Here is a 16,582-nt window from a genome sequence, read left to right on the forward strand (position 1 = left end):
TATGGTCCGCTTTGTCCTGACCCGCCTCGCCAGCGCCGTACCGACACTCATCCTGGTCTCGGTCGCGGTCTTCGTGATGATGCGCTTCATTCCGGGCGATCCTGCGACGCTGATGCTGGGCGAGCTCGCGCAGCCCGGACAGGTCGATGCGATGCGGCATCAGATGGGGCTCGACCAGCCGGTGGTGGTGCAATATCTGATCTGGGCCGGCAACGTCCTTTCAGGCGATTTCGGACGCTCGATCGGCAGCGGGCAAGAGGTGCTGCCGCTCATCCTCGACCGTTTCGCCGTCTCCTCGACCATCGTCTTTCTCGCCGTGATTGTCGCCTCAGCGATCGCCGTGCCTGCCGGAATGCTGGCTGCTTGGAAGCAGGACAGTCTCCGCGACGTCACGGTCGTCGCCACCTCGACCATCCTGCTCTCGATCCCCAGTTTCTGGCTGGGGCTGATGCTGATGCTGATCTTCGGCCTCGATCTCGGCTGGCTGCCGGTCGTCGGCTACGTACCCTTCAGCCGCGACTTCGCGCAAGCCGCTCTGTATGTGATCCTGCCCGTGGTCACCTTGGTGCTCGTCGAGTCCGGCCCGATTGCGCGCATGGCCAGGGCCAGCACGATCGAGGTGGCGCGCCTGGAATACATCACCCATGCGCGGGCAAAGGGGCTTTCGGAAAGCGCGGTGATGTGGCGCCACGCTTTCAAGAATGCCTTCGCGCCCACCTTGACCCTGATTGGCTTGGTACTCGGCAGCCTGCTTTCCAGCATCGTCGTCATCGAGACCGTCTTTACCATTCCCGGCCTCGGCCGGCTGCTGGTCGACGCGATCTATGCCCGCGACTATCCCGTGATTCAGGGATCGATGCTGTTCATCGCCTTCATCTATGTCGCGGTCAATCTTCTCGTCGACCTGATTTACCCGCTGCTTGATCCGAGGGTTACCGCATGATCGCCCGTGCGCTCGGCCGGCCCGGTCTGAAATTCAACGCGATCTTCGGGATCGCCGTCACCGGGGCATTGATCCTTTTGGCCGTGTTCGGTCCGTGGATCGCGCCCCTCGATCCGCTCAAGCTCGATCTGCCGTCGCGCCTCAGCGGGCCCTCGTCTGTGCACCTGCTCGGCGCCGACGAATTCGGCCGCGACGTGCTCAGCCGCCTCGCCATCGGCGCGCGGACCAGCGCCTGGATCGCTTTTGCGACGGTCGCCTTCGCATTGATCACCGGCACCCTCTTCGGCGTTCTCGCCGGTTTCCTGCGGGGCTGGGTCGATCGCGCCATCATGATGGTCAACGACGCCTTCCTCGCCTTCCCTGGCCTGCTTCTGGCGCTCGGCCTGATGGCGGTGATCGGCGCCAGCCGCGAGGGCATCATCGTTGCGCTCGGCCTTGCCTACATGCCGATCGTGGTGCGCGTGGTGCGGGCCTCCGTGATGTCCATTCGCGAGCGGGAATATGTCGAGGCCTCGCGCGTGATGGGCAATAGCGAGATCATCACCATGGCGCGGCATGTGCTGCCCAATTGCGTTGCCCCGATCATCGTGCTCGCGACCACCATGTTCGGCTGGATCATCCTGTCGGAAAGCGCGCTGAGCTTTCTGGGACTGGGCGTCCCGCCTCCGGCGCCCAGCTGGGGCAACATGCTATCAACGGCGCGGCCCTATATCGGCCAGGCGCCGCATCTGATTATCCTTCCGGGTCTCTGCATCTCGATCACGCTGCTCGGCATCAACATGCTGGGCGACGCGGTGCGCGACTGGCTCGACCCGAATATGTAGGTGCTGGAAACATGCTCGTGCCGGCCGGGGACAACAACACGATGCTTTCAGTGCGCAACCTGTCGATCTCGGTGGGACCATCGGGAAAGCGGATCGTCGACGAGCTGAATTTCGATCTCGCCTCTGGCGACATGCTGGCGCTGGTCGGTGAATCCGGTTCGGGCAAGACGATGGCGGCCCGCTCGATCCTGAGCTTGCTCCCTGCCCCGCTGATCACGACCGCTGACAGCAGCATCCGCTTCGAAGGACGGGAGCTCACCGGCCTTGCCGCAAAGGCACTGCGCCAGATACGCGGTGCACAGATCGGCATGGTTTTCCAGGAGCCGATGGTCTCGCTCAATCCCGCCGTCACCATCGGCGAGCAGATGGCGGAAGGGCTTCGCCTGCATCGCGACATGTCGCGCGCCGAGATCAAGGACCGCTCGGTGGCGATGCTGGAGAGGATCCAGATCAAGGATCCCGGCAAATGCCTTGCGGCCTATCCGCACGAATTCTCGGGCGGCATGCGCCAACGCATCATGCTGGCATCGGTCATGCTGCTCAAGCCGCGCCTGCTGATCGCCGACGAGCCGACCACGGCGCTCGACACGCTGGTGCAGCGCGACGTGCTCGACCTCATGGTCGAGCTGACGCGGGAGAATGGAACCGCCGTCCTGCTGATCAGCCACGACCTCGGCATGGTGTCGCACTATGTGAACAACGTGACGGTGATGTGCGAAGGCAAGGCGGTCGAACAGGGAAGCAGCACCCAGGTCCTTCACGCACGGCAGCACGACTATACCAGGCGGTTGGTGGATGCGCTTCCCAAGCGCAGCGCCGGCGGATCGAGAAGATCCGTCAACGGCGCGCCCCTGGTCGAGATCAGCAATGTCATCATCGACTATCCGGGCCGTCACAGGCTGTTTGCGCGCGCGCAGCCGAAGCGCGCCGTAGACCGCGTCGACCTTACCATCCGGCGTGGCGAAACCCTGGCGTTGGTCGGCGCGTCGGGCTCCGGCAAGACGACGCTCGGGCGCGCCATTGTCGGCCTCGTCAAGCCGTCCAGCGGAACGATCTCGTTTCTTGGCAAGGCGATTGCAAGTGGACGATCGGCTGACACGCGATTGCAGCGTCGCGACATGCAGATCGTCTTCCAGGACCCCTATTCCTCGCTGGACCCTCGCCAGTCCATTGCGGAAATCGTCACCGAGCCGTTGAAGCTCGACGCCGAATTGGATCGCAAGCGGCGGACCGCGCGCATGAATGAGGTCATCGAGGAAGTGGGACTGACGCGCGACCTTCTCGAGCGTTTCCCGCATCAGCTGTCAGGCGGGCAACGCCAGCGCGTCGCGATCGCGCGGGCGATCGTCAGGCGACCGGCCTTCGTCGTTGCCGACGAGCCGGTTTCGGCGCTGGACATGACGGTGCAGAAACAGATCCTGCTCCTGATCCGGTCGTTGCAGGAACGCTACGGTTTCGCCTGTCTGTTCGTCTCGCATGATCTGGGTGCAGTGGAGCAGGTTGCCGATAGGGTCGCGGTCATGCAGGAGGGAAGGATCGTCGAGATCGGCGACCGCGACGACGTCTTCGACCGGCCGCGCCACGCGTATACGCGCGCCCTTCTCGATGCGGCGATGCTGATCGATCGCCGTTTCGCCGACGGCGCGGGCGCACGCAAGGCAGTGGCGCAATGAAAGCGACACGGCTCGTCTCCGCATCATGACGCCGTTCGGCCATATCAAGGAAATCTGGCGATATCCCGTCAGTTCGATAGGCGGCGAAGGGCTGGACGGGACGGAGCTTGCGGAAGGCGGGATTCCGGGCGACCGGATCTGGGGCGTCGTCGACCGGCGCGACGGAATTGTTGCCGCGCCGGAAAAGCTAAAACATTGGCGGCCGCTGCCGAACCTTTTTGCACGGCTGCGAGGCGACAGGCCGGAAATCGGATTGGACGATGGCTCCTGGATCGATGCCGGCTCCAGCCTCGCAGGCGAGCTGGTTTCGGCCTTACTTGATTTCCCGGCGGCGTTGCACCCACATGTCCCCTTCGGTTCGCAAGCCCACGATCGTATCGCGCCACGCTATCAGCGCGCCGACATCCACATCGTCACGTCAGCCTCGATGGACAGGCTTGCCGGCCTGGTTCCGGATCCGTCGCAAGTGGATTCCAGGCGGTTCCGGCCCAATATCGTGATCGAAACCGACGCTTCGCAGGACGGTTTCGTCGAGCAGCAGATCATTGGGAAAGTGCTTTCCATCGGCGAGGCGCGGATCGTGATTTCGGAGCCTTGTGCGCGCTGCACGTTCACGGCGCTGCCGCAAGGCGATCTTGCCTTCGAACCGGCAGTGCTGCAAACCATAGCACGCCATGGTAAAGGCGGCTTCGGCGCGCTCTGCCAGATCGTGCAGCCGGGCAAGATCAGGCTGGGCGACAGGGTCACCTTGAACGAAGCCTGACCCTTCTTCCAGCTTTCAATGCCGGACGGCGGCACGTTGCGGCGGCTGACGGGTGAGATGGGCCGTAAGTTCGATGGCGGCTATGCGGAGTATGCGTTGTTGCCGAACTCGCTGCTGATGCCGGCCACTACGCACCGCGTCCTTGATACACCAAATTCATCCCCTAGTTTACCTCCGTGGGCGCCTTAGTCGCGAGTTTGCCTGGGGGCGGCGGCGGTTGCGCCGTCCTGACTGCATGCCGCGGAAAGACGGTTGGACCGACGCACTTTATGGAGGTGGTCGTGCGTCAATCCCCTGAATCCAGCTGGGCATATTTCGTATTCGTTTGCTCGATCGCAGTAGCTTGCGCAGGAGCTGCAGCCGGCGGCCAGCGCGGCGGAGGCAATAGCGCTGGCGACCATGGTGGCGGAGGCAATAGCGCTGGCAGCCATGGCGGAAGCAATAGCGCTGGCAGCCATCACGGTGAAGGCAGCAAAGGCGGCCCGCACAAAGGACCTGGCGGCAAGCCCAGCGGCTCCAGCAGTAGTCCACCGGTGGATGACGATGGGACCAGCACCGCTGCAACGGCGGCAGTGGCGGCAACTACGACCACCACTGCCGTCAGTGTCGTCCCGTCCGTAGAGGCCGGACGGTCGGTCGGCCTTCCACCCAGCCTCCAGCCTCCCAGTGACGTCAACAGTCCATCAACGGTCAGTCCGATCAAAGCGCTGCCGGGCCTCCCGGATGAAGTCGTTCGCGCCTGCCATGATGCAATCGAGTCGGCCGCCGCCCCGTTTGGCGCGACCAGTGTGCGCGTCAGCAGCGCAGGTTCCATACATCAGTTGAGCCCGGACACGATCTCGGCTCCCATTGAGGTCAGCATCGACTATGTACGGCAGGGCAAGGTGGAGACGCGGCAGGCGCCGATCAAATGCGAATTGAACGCGACTGGCGGCGTGATCGGGCTGACATAGCGCATCGCGCAGACTCCTCGCCGACGAGAGCAGGATGAATTCGAACGGGTGATTTCATCCTGGCATAGCTCCTTGTTTTGCCCGAAGTGGCCGCGGCGTCGTGAGCGGGTGCGAGGCAATGCCTTCCGAAGGCCTTCGATAGGAGGACCGCGCAGTCGTTTTGGAAATCACTCCAATGTCGCGTGTCTCGGCCTGAGGGAATAGGGAAGCGTGAGAGAACGCACCCGGGTAATCCGCGACGGGTTGCGAACCTTGCTACGTGCAGTCTTCTGGCTGACAGTCTTCACCGGGCCGGTAGCGGCTGCTGCGCGGCCGGAGCGCGGCTTCAGCGGTCGCTCAATCTGCGCGCTGCGACGCTCAGTCCTAAGCCTGTCATTGTCCGCGCGCGCCGCAGCCAAGTCGCGGGCAAGAGAAACATTGGCTTCACGTTGCTTGTCCAGAGCCTCCTTCAGCCTGGTGACCCGTACCAAAAGTGCTCGGGCGGCGGCGCGTTCGAGGCGAACCTTATCGACATCCTCATGGGTCGAGACTGCTGCAGCGCGTTCCCGTGCCAGCGCTTGCGCCGTCTCGGTTGCAGTCTGCTCGGCACGCTCTCTCGCTGAGACTGCTCTGGCTCGTTCCTGCTCAGCCGCGACGCGCTCGAGGCGAGCTTTTTGCAGCTCGTCACGCGTCGACGCTGCTGCAGCACGTTCTCGTGCCAGAGCCTGTGCCGTCTCGGTTGCAGTCTGCTCGGCACGCTCTCTCGCTGACACCGCTCTGGCTCGTTCCTGTTCAGACGCGTGGCGCTCGAGCCGAGCTTTTTTTAGCTCCTCACGAATCGACGCTGCTGCAGCGCGTTCTCGAGCCAGCGCGCCCTCCGTCTCGGCTGCGGTCTGCTCCACTCCTACTCTCGCTGTGACTGCACCGGTCCGTTCCTGCTCAGCCGCGTCCGCGCGCTCCATGAGTGCGGCATTGGACAGTTTCACTTCGGCGAGGTCCCCACGAAGGTTCTCTGACTTCCGGCGTTCGTCGTCGAGCATTCCGCTCGCTTGCGCCAGCGATGCCTTGGCCTTGGCGCGATCTTCGGCGGCCTCGGCCTCAAGCTGTTCAATTTTCGCCCGCGCTCGCGACAGTTCGCGCGCCCGCCATTCGGCTCGCTGACGCTCCAGATGAGCAGCGGGCATCTCCGCAAAGACATAATTGGTGGCCTCGCTCAGCATTGTGCGGGCATCTCCCGCTATGCGCCGCAATGCGTCAAGGGTGCGGGCTGCCGCGAGCTCGTTGCGCAATCGCTCCTCGCGTGCGTTGTCGGAGGCTGCCATGCTTGTCCTCAGCGCATCGATCTGCTTGCGCGACTCGAGGAGTGCTCCCTGCAGAACAGCGCTCCTTGCGCGTTCGCGTTCCGCCACCCGGTGCTCCTGGCCGCCCAATTCCCCTGCGGCGGCCGCCTGACCACCGGCTGCCCCGACTTGCGCCCGGGCAGCCGCCAGATCCGGGCTGAGCAAGTCGACACTCGTGCCTCGGGCCCGCGAAATGGCGGGGGCGCTTTCGACCCAGTTTTGTCTCGTCATCGCATAGCTAAGCGGCACGGCCAGACAGATTGCGGCGACGCCCAAGCGGGGCACAAGACCGATCGGCTTGCGAACGCGAGGAGGGGAGGCCGTTACTATGGTCGGCTCGGGATCCAGGCTGACCCCTCCCCTTCGAGCTGTGACATTCAAGCCGCGATGCGCCGGATTGGCCAACTGAGCAACTTTGCGCAGGGAAGCCTTATGACCCAATTGGTCCCATGCTGACCCACAAATTCGCTCCCCACGTTCCGCGGGGGCGAGTTGTGTCGGCATACGGCTCAGAGCCCTCAATACTGGACTACTTACGGCGGCAAGATTAGCCGCCACCTGCCTACGAACATAGCCAGCGATTTCTCTGACCGATGTCGCAAGGCGGCCGGATTGCGGTATGTCCGTCGCGGAAACGTTGGTCTGGGCCGCAGACGAGCTCTCGCAAGCTTCGGAGCTCACGTCGAAATACTCGATTCGCACCCCGAACCGAAGGTAATTGGCATCCTGACGCCGAACGTCCAGGTCTGCGGTGTCTGAGGGCACGGCCACCCGAGAAGAAGAAGCAGGCTCGTTTGCAAGATCGGCCGGGCTTTCCCAATCCCAAGATGCCACCTCGGGGGGATCAGATCCGCCTTCGCTCACATCTGATTTGAGGCGATGCCGTTGCACCGCGATAAGGATACGCCGGAGCACAAGATAGAGGCCCACCGAGGCAAGTGTTGCTGTCCCGCCCAGGATGGCGAGATCTGCGTCGTTTGCGTAAATTTCGGCAAGAGGATTTGGCATTGCCGTGCCTGTGCGTTCTTGGGTGTATTCTCAGTTCGTGAAGCGGTGTTTGGTCCTCGCCTTGTGCTGGCTAAAGCCTTCGATCGCTTTCGAAGCTGTCACTTGCTTCGAGATCCCTCCAGTGCTCGGAGCGCCGGTCGCGCGCTGATAGACAGGCCGGCGCAGCTGACTTTCATTTGAATCGAAGCTTGAAGATGCCGTGGCGGCCGATTATCGGTCGCCAAGGGCGCACAGGCTCTGAAAGCCGACTTGCAACTCTGCATCTCCACGTCCCGAGAGTTCTCCCACGGTGCGCACCATTCCGCCATTTCCGGCTCTGGACGGTCCGCCTGACTTTTAAGCTAGGTCACAAAGCTAGGTCACAGACCTCCACGGTCAACCGTCACCTCATACTAAACGTCAGAAGCACTTCGGCCACGCACAACGGCCATCGCTGCTCGGATCGCTGTCGAACGACCGCTCCTGGCGCGCACACGCGCCGTCGGAGAGCTGGTGAGTTTAGGATCCTTCCCACCCTGAGCGGGTTTATGGCCCCGGAACCAAGAGTCAGGTTTTCACACCGGGTACCTCAAACGAAAGATCGGAGGACAACACGCCTCCGATCTTTCGAGCAACAGACAATCGCCAGCTCCTATTCGCTTTTCCAGACGCCCCATACGCGGGGGTTTGCCGCCGGCCATACCGAATAGCCCTTCACCTTCGACGACACCGCGTCGACCGATGGCTCGTAATAGAGGCCAAGGATCGGCACATCCTTTGCCATGAGGGCATGGAGCTGCTTGAACAGCGCCTTGCGTTGCGCTGGGTCGGTCGTCGCCATCGACCTCGTGTAGAGGTCGAGGGCCTCCTTGCTGTCCCACTGCGCCGTCGGGTCGGTCGCCTTGTCGCCGAGGATGACGCCATACATCAGCGACGGATCGAGACGAGCCGAGTAGCCGAAGGACTGGATCTGGAATTTGCCGGCAAGGTAATTGTCGAGCTGTGCCGCCCAATCCAGCACTTCGAGCTGGGCGTTGAAGCCCGCGGCCGTCAGCATCGCCTGCAGCAGCACCGCGTTCTCATACATCCCCTGGTAGCGGGTGTTGGTCTGGATCTTGATCGGCTGGCCCTTGTAGCCGGCCTCGTCCAGCAGTGCCTTAGCCTTGACCGGGTCGTATTCCGGCCATTTAAGGAATTCGTCGTCGAAGAACGAGCTCGCCTGGGCGACGGCCGAGGGATCTCCGGTGGCGACACCGTTGGTGCGGGCGGCGGCGATCTGGTTGATGTCGGCGGCATGCGCCAGCGCCGTGCGTATCTTGGCATTCGACAGCAGCGGGTCCTTGGTTTGCAGCAGGATCGCCGTCCATGACAGGCCTTGCGTCGACAGCACCGTCATGCCCCGCGACTTGGCTTCCTCGACACGCGATGATTCAAGATCGGGAAGCACGTCGACCTCGCCGGCAAACAGCGCGGTCTCCGCCGCCGCCGTGTCGGGGATGACGATGAAGCGCACCTCGTCGACATAGGTCTCACGGCTGCCGGCAAAGCCACTTGGCGCCTCCTTCACCGGCTTGTAGTCGGGAAAGCGTTCGAGCGCCAAATACTGGCCCTTGACCCATTCCTTCAGCGTGAACGGGCCGCTGCCGATGGCGGAATCGGCGATCCATTTGCCGTCAGCGCCGACATTCTTCGGGCTGGCGACCCAGCCATTGCACTGGACACTGGCGAGCTGCGCCAAAAAGAGCGCATTCGGCGCGTTGAGCGTGAAGACGACGGTGCGTGGATCGGGCGTCGCCACTTGCTCGACCTTAAGGCCCTGGCTGCCATCGAAGAACGGAATGCAGAACCACTGGTTGGCTGGGTCCATGCGGCGATCCCAGTTCCATCTGACGTCGGATGAGGTCACGGCGTCGCCATTGTGGAAAGCCGCGCCGTCGCGCAGGGTAAAGGCATAGGTCTTGCCGTCGTCCGACACTTTCCAGGATTCGGCCAGTGCCGGTCCTACTGTGAGATCGGCGCGATATGCCACCAGCGTCTCAAAGATATGGTGCAGCACCGTGTCGGTATTCGCGTCTCGGCTGAGACCGTCGGTGGCGCGGATGTCAGCGTTGATGCGAACCTTGAGCGTGCCGCCGGTTTTCGGCTGCTCCTGCGCCGTCGCCGGCAATGCACACGCCATCACGGCGATTGCCGCCAGCACCTGGATCAATCGTCTTCCCATTCTCAATCCTGTTCCCATTTTTTATCTCCAGTTTGTTGACTGCAGTTTTTCAGGCGGGCGCGGCATTCAATGTCCGCGCAAAGAACTCCTTGACCTTGGCGATGAGCTCGCGGTCGTTGTGAGCGATGCCAGGCACGACATCCAACTGCACCTCGACGCCGTGTCTCTCCAGGCTGCCCTTCAACGATCTGATCCGGTCGTTGCGGGTCGCGCCGGCGAGATCGGCGCCGGGCATCCACCAGTCATCCTCCGGCTTGATGGTGATCTCCCAGGTTTGGAGATCGTCACCACCGATCACCATCTGCACGGCGACCTTGCGCATGGCGTCGAGGTCGACGTTCTTGCCGAACACTCTCTCGAAGTCGCGCACCCCGACCCAGAAATCGTGATCGAAGTCAAGCAGCGTCACGACGCCCGGCGCACCGATCGATGCGGCCAGCAGACGTTCGGGATGGAGGAACAGGAAACGATGGGTGAAATGGCCGCCCCCAGAGAAGCCGTACATCAGCACACGGTCGCCGCGGATGCGATAACGCTCGCGCATCTCCTCGACCATGTCGAGCAGCACGGCATCGTAGTGGAGGTCGCCCTGGCGCAGCATCTTGTAAGAGGAAAGATCGCCCGGAAAACAGATATTTGCCGGGAAGAGCGGGGCGAGCACGATCACGCCGTTCTGTTCGGCGAAGTCGGCAAAGGCATCCCGGTAGGCGAGCATGCCGCGTTCGGTGCCATGCACGATCACCGCCAGCGGATAGGTCTTGCCGCCGTCTTCGTCATAGTCCTCGGGCACATAGGCACAATAGGGGAAGCGCTGATCGAAGCGGGAGGCGTACACCGAGGTATGCCCGAAATCGTAATAGGACAGGCGCTTGCCATGTCCGCTGACGTTGCGCATCGAATTTTCCCTAATCTCAATCTCATTGTTTCATCATTTTGTGCGACTGAAAAGCACTTGTTTAACCATGATGTCAGGAAAGTACGTATTTTACGTCGCATAACGCCGAAGCTTCCGGAGCAGGCATGAGCAGGTGTCCGGCCGTCGCGCGTCAGTTCGGGGTTCCGGAAACTTGCCGTGCTGCAAAAGGCGCATCGCGCCTCGTTTACGTCGCGCACGATAGCGGCGCGTGCGCGTGGCCCATTTGGGCTTTGATCGCGGCGACGATCGCATCGGCGCCGTCGGCTCAAGGTCGGCCGAGCTTCATGACAAACGACATCGTGAAGTTGTGCAGGTTGACTCGATTATCTGCTTGCCTAACTAGGTTCTCGGGGCCTCAGCGCAAATCACTACAGTCGGTATGATATCTTCCCGCATCCGAACGCTTGTCCTTGTTGTTCTCCTGGCCGGCAGTTCGATCGTGTCCTCCTGCGTCGCCCCTGACGACACGTCGAACCTCTCAAAGGAAGACGCCACAACGGCGGCAGCCCGCAAAGAGATGGTCGGTCTCAGCGAGGCGGACGTTCGAATGTGCGCTGGCTTTCCGACTGCCACCGCCGATGCGGGCGGAAGCCAGATCTGGACGTATCAACGTACCGTTCAACGCGGCAATCTCAACGTCGTGATTCCAACTTTGGCCGTGGGTGCGGTCCCGACGGTTGGAGGATCGCTCAATGTCGATCCTGGCGGCTATTGCAACACGCAAATCCGAATGGTCGGTGGCCGTGTTGCCGAGGTCGCCTACGCCGGCGACAACAACACGCAGAACCACCGCAATGCGCTCTGCGTCAGCACGGTAGACGGCTGCGTGGCATATGCCCGCCAGCGCCATCAAGTCAGGACAGGAGCCATTTCCAGGTAATCGGGCCGGCTGGCGCACCCCAGGCCCTGCATCGTTCGTTCCTATTTCAGGCAGGCGTTCGATATTCCGAACAGCTGCCAGAGACCGACCTCCCCGCCGATCAGCCTTGCGAAGCCGATCGCCCGGAACCATTCTTGTGGTCGGGAGTACAAGTAGTCGGGAGCACAGGGATTCGGGAGTACAGGGAGTCGGGAGTACAGGGACGGCAGACGATGATCATCACCCGCAGGACGTTCGTGAAGGCTGCCGCCACTTCCGGAGCGGCTCTGGTGCTGCCGGGAACCGCGCCCGGCGCGCCGCCTGCGCCGGTGATGCGGGCCGTGCCCTCCTCGGGAGAGATGCTTCCCGCTGTGGGCCTGGGCACCTGGATCACCTTCAATGTCGGCGACGATCCGGTGCTGCGCGACGAGTGCGCCGAGGTGATGGCGGCCTTCTTCGCGGCGGGCGGCCGCATGATCGATTCCTCGCCCATGTACGGCTCCTCGCAGCCTGTGATCGGCTATGGCCTCGAGAAGCTCGGCCGGCCCGAAGCGCTGTTTTCCGCCGAGAAGGTCTGGACCTCCTCCGCCGCCGACGGACCCGCGCAGATCGAGCAGTCGCGCCGCTTGTGGGGTGTGCCGCGCTTCGATCTCGTGCAGGTCCACAACCTCGTCGCCTGGGAAACGCATCTCGAAACCTTGTTCGCCAAGAAGGCGGACGGGCGGATCCGTTATGTCGGCATCACGACGTCCGAAGGACGACGGCACGACCTGTTCGAACAAATCATGCGCGCGCATCCGCTCGACTTCGTGCAGCTCACCTATAACATCGTCGACCGCGAGGCGGAGGAGCGGCTCCTGCCGCTGGCGGCCGAGCGCGGGATGGCCGTCATCGTCAACCGGCCGTTTCGCCAAGGCGAGCTGACGCGCCAGCTCGAAGGCGAGACGCTGCCGGACTGGGCGGCGGAGATCGGTGCCGGGACCTGGGCGCAGTTCATTTTGAAGTTCATCCTTTCGCATCCCTCCGTAACCGTCGCCATCCCCGCCACCACCCGCGTCGAACACGTGCGCGAGAACGTGCTGGCGGCGACTGGTCCCCTCCCCGACGCGGCCATGCGCGATCAGATGGCGGCCTACGTCCGGAATCTCTAGATGTCGGAATGGTGGACCTACCGGCTGGAAGATTTCCTGCTATTCTCGCCGCGCGTCTACTGGCGCATGTTCGAGTTGGCCAATGCCGCCTTCTGGCCGCTGCATCTCCTGACGCTCGCCGCCGGCCTCGCCATTGTCCTGCTCGTGCTGCGGCGGCCGCCTCGCCACGGCCTCTGGATTGCGCTCGTCCTCGCCGCGATCTTTGCCTTCGTCGGCTGGTCCTTCCTGTCGAGCCGCTATGCCGTGATCAACTGGGCGATCGCCTATGTCGCGCCGGCCTTCGGCCTGCAGGCGCTGCTGCTGGCGTTCGGCGGTGCCGCGCGCGGCGGCCTCGCCTTCGAGCAGCGGGACATCGCAGCAAGGCTCGGGCTGCTGATCATGGCCGCTGGCCTCGTCGTCTATCCCCTCCTGCCGCCGCTTTTCCGGCGGCCATGGACAAGCGCCGAGGTCTTCGGCATCGCGCCGGACCCGACTGCGATCACGACGCTCGGCGTCCTGCTTGCAGCGAGCGGCGGGCCTGTGCCGCTGCTGTTTGCGATCCCGCTGCTGTGGCTGCTGCTCAGCGGCCTGACGCTCCATGCCATGGGCGATCCGCAGGCCTGGCCGCCGCTTCTGGCGGCGGGCACCACTGTCGCTGCCTTGGCCCTGCGCCGCATTGCTCGGTGATGCGATAAAGCTTCGGCATTTGCTCCGGCAAGAAACGTGAGCGATTGTCGGCAGCACGTTTGTTCTTGGTTTGTGCCGGCAGCTGAAATTGTTTACGGTGCCTATTCGCGCCAACGACCAAGGCGGGTTTTTGTTTCAGGTTCGGCGCCATCCTTCACAGGGCTCCAAATCCATCTCTGACGGCGTGGCAGGATTCCTGGCGTGGCGACCAGTACCAGCAGGACCGACTGTCGCGCTCTCAGCGCGCCGCCCACACCAGGCCGCGGCGAAATATCGTTCGCATCTGCGGCACCGCGAACTCCCTGACGGCATGTCCGAGTGCCGAATAGAACACCCTTCCCTTGCCGTGCCGGCGCTTCCAGACGACCGGCATGACCACGCCTTCTATCCAGGACGCGTGCTCGCCGGAGAAGGTGGTGGTCGCCAGCACCTCATTCGATGGATCCACATGCATGTAGTACTGCTCGGAGCGGTACGGGAAATCATCGATGCCGTTCATGATCGGATCGTCGTGCCTGATGATGTCGACCCGGTAGTCGATGATGTTGCCTGGGTGGGCCACCCACTGACCGCCGCACATGAACTGGTATTCCGTGGCTTCACGAAAGGCATCGCACATGCCGCCGTGATAGCCGCCAAGGCCGACACCGCCCTCGACTGCCTTTGTCAGGTTGAGCTCCTCGTTCTTCGCAAGCTTGGCCATCGTGTAGATCGGGACGATCAGGCTCAGATCGGCGATCGCCGGGTCGGCGAATATCTCGGTCGTGGTTTCGACGCGCACGCCAAACCCTTCCTCTTCGAGCATCGCCTTGACGACGCGCGCACCTTCTTCCGGCTCGTGTCCATCCCAGCCGCCCCATACGATCAGCGCTTGCCGCATATTCTTCTCCGTCAGTTGGTGCATGAAGACTGTCAGCAAGATGATCGATGAAACAAGAGCTGTACGAAATTAAGTAGACGGCCACGGTTCAGTGGATCGCCGCATTCTTTTGCGTGACGCGGGTCAGGTTGGCGACGCTCATGGCAACCGATGCCAACAGCGCAAGAGCCATGCTTGATGCCGATAGGCTCGGCACTGCAAGGGTGGTGATCTGCCCCTTAGAACCACCGCCGCTCAGGTTCGGAACTCTTTGCAATCACAATTCCCAAGACAACACCTAGCATGCCGCCAAGCATCATCGCCGAAGATATTGTGCCTGGATTCTGCTGGACAGTTTCAGTCACGGTGTGCGCCTGGCTACGCAATTGCCGGGCTGCGCGCGAGGCCCGTTCGGCGGCGCTGTCGTACCAGCCCTCTGCCTCCTCGGCGCGGTCGGAAAGGGTCCGATTTATTTTCGTGATCTCGCGGCGAAGCTCAGCGATCTGCTTCTTCATCGCCTCTTGGGCTTCGTTTGCCGCCTTTGAGGCGCCTGCGTTGTTAGGGGTTTCGGCCATTGGATCTCTCCCTTTGGTATCAAACAGGGGAACGGGCGCAGGCGCGCAGGGTTCCTTGTCTTGGAAAACAGCACCGTTGATTGCGTTATCAAGCATTCCCCTGCACGCGCGTGTGGCGAGCGATGATCCTCTCCTCGTCGGTCGCGACGACGCGTATTTCGACCTTGCTGTCCGATCGGCTTATGATCTCGGCATGAGAGCCATTGGATGGCTCGTCGATCGCCACGCCAAGCCAATGAAGCCTTTCGCATATTGCCTTGCGGACCGGCGCTGAGCGCTCGCCAATGCCGGCGGTGAACACGAGGCATTCGAGGCCGCCCAACGTGTTGGCGAGTGCGGCAACTTCCCTTGCGGCCCGGAATGCAAAAAGATTTACCGCTTCGCGGGCGTGGGGATCGTCGCTCGCTTGCAGCGTGCGCATGTCGCCCGAGATGCCGGATATTCCGAGCAGCCCGGATTCCTCATAGAGCATGTGCTGCAGAGCCTCCCCCGCAATACCTCTCTCCAGGATGAAGTACAAAAGCACGCCCGGATCGATGGCGCCGCAACGCGTGCCCATGACCAGGCCGTCGAGCGCGGAAAAGCCCATCGTCGTATCGACGCTTCTTCCGTCGCGCATGGCGCACAGGCTCGCTCCGTTGCCGAGATGGGCGACGATCGTCCGCTTCGCTGCAAGACCGGGTGCTATCTCCTTGAGCTGCCCGGCGATGTATTCGTAGGAAAGACCATGAAACCCGTAGCGGCGGATTCCGTCCTCATCAAATCTACGCGGCAGCGCGAAGCGGCTCACGATCGGATCGATCGTCTGATGGAAGGCTGTGTCGAAACATCCGACCTGCGGCAGATCCGGCCGCAGCGCCGCAAGTGTGCGGATCGGCGCGAGACTGCGAGGCTGATGCAGCGGAGCAAGCGGCGTCAGCCTGTCCAACGCCTCGATCACTCGAGGCGTCAGACGGACGGGTTCGACGAAGTCGCGCCCGCCATGCACGATGCGGTGTCCGGCGGAGACCAGTTTTCTGCCGCCAAGTTCGCTCTCGATCCAGTCGAGCAACGCGTCGATGCCCGCATTGCGCGCGTCTCCAGCAAGCGGCCGATCACACTGCACTGTCCCATCGGCCGCTTTCACGCTGAGCCTCGGCGCATTGCCCAGGTCCAGCGTACCACGCGAGACGAGTTGCAGTTCTGCCGACGGTTCAAGGTCATATAGTCCGAACTTGATACTGGAGGAGCCGGCGTTCAGTGCAAGAATTGCGTGTCGCATCAATCGGCAACCTTCGTCGCACTGTTATCAGGCCAGTTCCACTTCTGAATCTCGGGCATGTCTTCGCCGTACTCGCGGACATAAGCCTTGTGTTCCGCAAGCTTCCCGTGCAGTTCGGCGGCAAGATTTTTCGCCCGTTCGGCGAGACCTGGCACGCGTTCGATCGCGGCGAGCGCCAGGTGAAAACGGTCAAGTTCATTGAGTACGACCATGTCGAACGGCGTGGTGGTGGTGCCTTCCTCGCGAAAACCGTGCACGTGCATGTTGTCATGGTTGGCGCGTCGGTAGGTCAGCCGGTGGATGAGGTAGGGATAGCCGTGATAGGCGAAGATGACCGGCCTGGTTTTCGTGAACAGCGCGTCGAAATCCTCATCGGCAAGGCCATGCGGATGCTTTGAATTCGACTGCAGCGTCATCAGGTCGACCACATTGACGACGCGAACCTTCAGGTCTGGAAGCGCCGAACGCAAAATGTCGGTGGCAGCGAGCGTCTCCAGTGTCGGCACGTCGCCGGCGCAGACCATCACCACATCCGGATCCTCGCCCTTGGCAACCGTTCCGGCCCATTCCCAGATCCCCGCCCCCGCCCTGCAATGGCTGTCTGTCGAAGAC

At 62.6% G+C, this 16,582-nt stretch carries 14 protein-coding genes and 1 pseudogene; 8 read left to right on the top strand and 7 right to left on the bottom strand.

The genetic code is table 11. The features are described 5' to 3' along the window. The first annotated feature begins 1 nt into the window (after position 1). The 5 genes from EOA85_RS09090 to EOA85_RS37370 all read left to right on the top strand — a co-directional run bounded on the left by EOA85_RS09090 (position 2) and on the right by EOA85_RS37370 (position 5,156). Positions 2–943 (top strand): ABC transporter permease, encoded by a 942-nt coding sequence (locus tag EOA85_RS09090; protein ID WP_127209162.1) that lies wholly within the window; start codon positions 2–4, stop codon positions 941–943. Further along, the gene (locus tag EOA85_RS09095) at positions 940–1,767 is read left to right on the top strand and encodes an ABC transporter permease (RefSeq protein WP_127209163.1); all 828 of its coding nucleotides are present in this window, start codon (positions 940–942) and stop codon (positions 1,765–1,767) included. The genes EOA85_RS09090 and EOA85_RS09095 overlap by 4 nt, the downstream gene beginning before the upstream one ends. A 41-nt stretch (positions 1,768–1,808) precedes the next feature. Beyond that, positions 1,809–3,440, top strand: coding sequence for an ABC transporter ATP-binding protein (locus tag EOA85_RS09100; RefSeq protein WP_245485655.1), 1,632 nt, complete (start codon positions 1,809–1,811; stop codon positions 3,438–3,440). A 25-nt stretch (positions 3,441–3,465) separates the two neighbouring features. Further along, on the top strand, positions 3,466–4,203 hold the full coding sequence (locus EOA85_RS09105; protein WP_127209165.1) for an MOSC domain-containing protein: 738 nt from the start codon (positions 3,466–3,468) through the stop codon (positions 4,201–4,203). Between the two features lie 533 nt (positions 4,204–4,736). Next, positions 4,737–5,156, top strand: a complete 420-nt coding sequence (locus EOA85_RS37370) for a hypothetical protein (protein ID WP_164759566.1) — start codon at positions 4,737–4,739, stop codon at positions 5,154–5,156. 167 nt (positions 5,157–5,323) lie between these two features. Here EOA85_RS37370 and EOA85_RS38805 read toward each other — a convergent pair whose 3' ends face one another. The 3 genes from EOA85_RS38805 to EOA85_RS09130 form a co-directional block, all read right to left on the bottom strand. Next, a complete protein-coding gene (locus tag EOA85_RS38805; protein WP_245485652.1) occupies positions 5,324–7,483 on the bottom strand; it encodes a hypothetical protein in 2,160 nt (719 codons plus the stop codon). Positions 7,484–8,114: 631 nt separating this feature from the next. Further along, positions 8,115–9,683 (bottom strand): ABC transporter substrate-binding protein, encoded by a 1,569-nt coding sequence (locus EOA85_RS09125; protein ID WP_245485653.1) that lies wholly within the window; start codon positions 9,681–9,683, stop codon positions 8,115–8,117. 49 nt (positions 9,684–9,732) lie between these two features. Then, entirely contained in the window at positions 9,733–10,578 is an 846-nt protein-coding gene (locus tag EOA85_RS09130; RefSeq protein ID WP_029350534.1) for a hydrolase, read from the bottom strand. Between the two features lie 460 nt (positions 10,579–11,038). Here EOA85_RS09130 and EOA85_RS09135 point away from each other — a divergent pair, with 460 nt between their 5' ends. The 3 genes from EOA85_RS09135 to EOA85_RS09145 all read left to right on the top strand — a co-directional run bounded on the left by EOA85_RS09135 (position 11,039) and on the right by EOA85_RS09145 (position 13,275). Then, positions 11,039–11,479, top strand: coding sequence for a hypothetical protein (locus EOA85_RS09135; protein ID WP_245485654.1), 441 nt, complete (start codon positions 11,039–11,041; stop codon positions 11,477–11,479). Positions 11,480–11,691: 212 nt separating this feature from the next. Further along, a complete protein-coding gene (locus EOA85_RS09140) occupies positions 11,692–12,609 on the top strand; it encodes an aldo/keto reductase (protein WP_127209168.1) in 918 nt (305 codons plus the stop codon). After that, positions 12,610–13,275: a DUF6064 family protein gene (locus EOA85_RS09145; RefSeq protein WP_127209169.1), complete on the top strand. Its 666-nt coding sequence runs from the start codon at positions 12,610–12,612 to the stop codon at positions 13,273–13,275. It begins immediately after the preceding gene. A 238-nt stretch (positions 13,276–13,513) separates the two neighbouring features. Here EOA85_RS09145 and EOA85_RS09150 read toward each other — a convergent pair whose 3' ends face one another. From EOA85_RS09150 to EOA85_RS09165, 4 genes and pseudogenes are all read right to left on the bottom strand, one after another. Next, a complete protein-coding gene (locus tag EOA85_RS09150; protein WP_127209173.1) occupies positions 13,514–14,155 on the bottom strand; it encodes a ThuA domain-containing protein in 642 nt (213 codons plus the stop codon). A gap of 218 nt (positions 14,156–14,373) precedes the next feature. Continuing rightward, positions 14,374–14,805 (bottom strand): hypothetical protein, encoded by a 432-nt coding sequence (locus EOA85_RS09155; protein ID WP_127209170.1) that lies wholly within the window; start codon positions 14,803–14,805, stop codon positions 14,374–14,376. Then, positions 14,798–15,970 (bottom strand): acetate/propionate family kinase, encoded by a 1,173-nt coding sequence (locus EOA85_RS09160; protein WP_164759567.1) that lies wholly within the window; start codon positions 15,968–15,970, stop codon positions 14,798–14,800. Before EOA85_RS09160 ends, EOA85_RS09155 begins: the two co-directional genes overlap by 8 nt. Next, a pseudogene (locus tag EOA85_RS09165) lies at positions 15,970–16,582 on the bottom strand (phosphoketolase); the annotation flags it as partial. The gene EOA85_RS09160 and the pseudogene EOA85_RS09165, both read right to left, overlap by 1 nt.

This window comes from Mesorhizobium sp. M5C.F.Ca.IN.020.29.1.1 (assembly GCF_003997375.1).
GTDB lineage: Bacteria > Pseudomonadota > Alphaproteobacteria > Rhizobiales > Rhizobiaceae > Mesorhizobium > Mesorhizobium wenxiniae.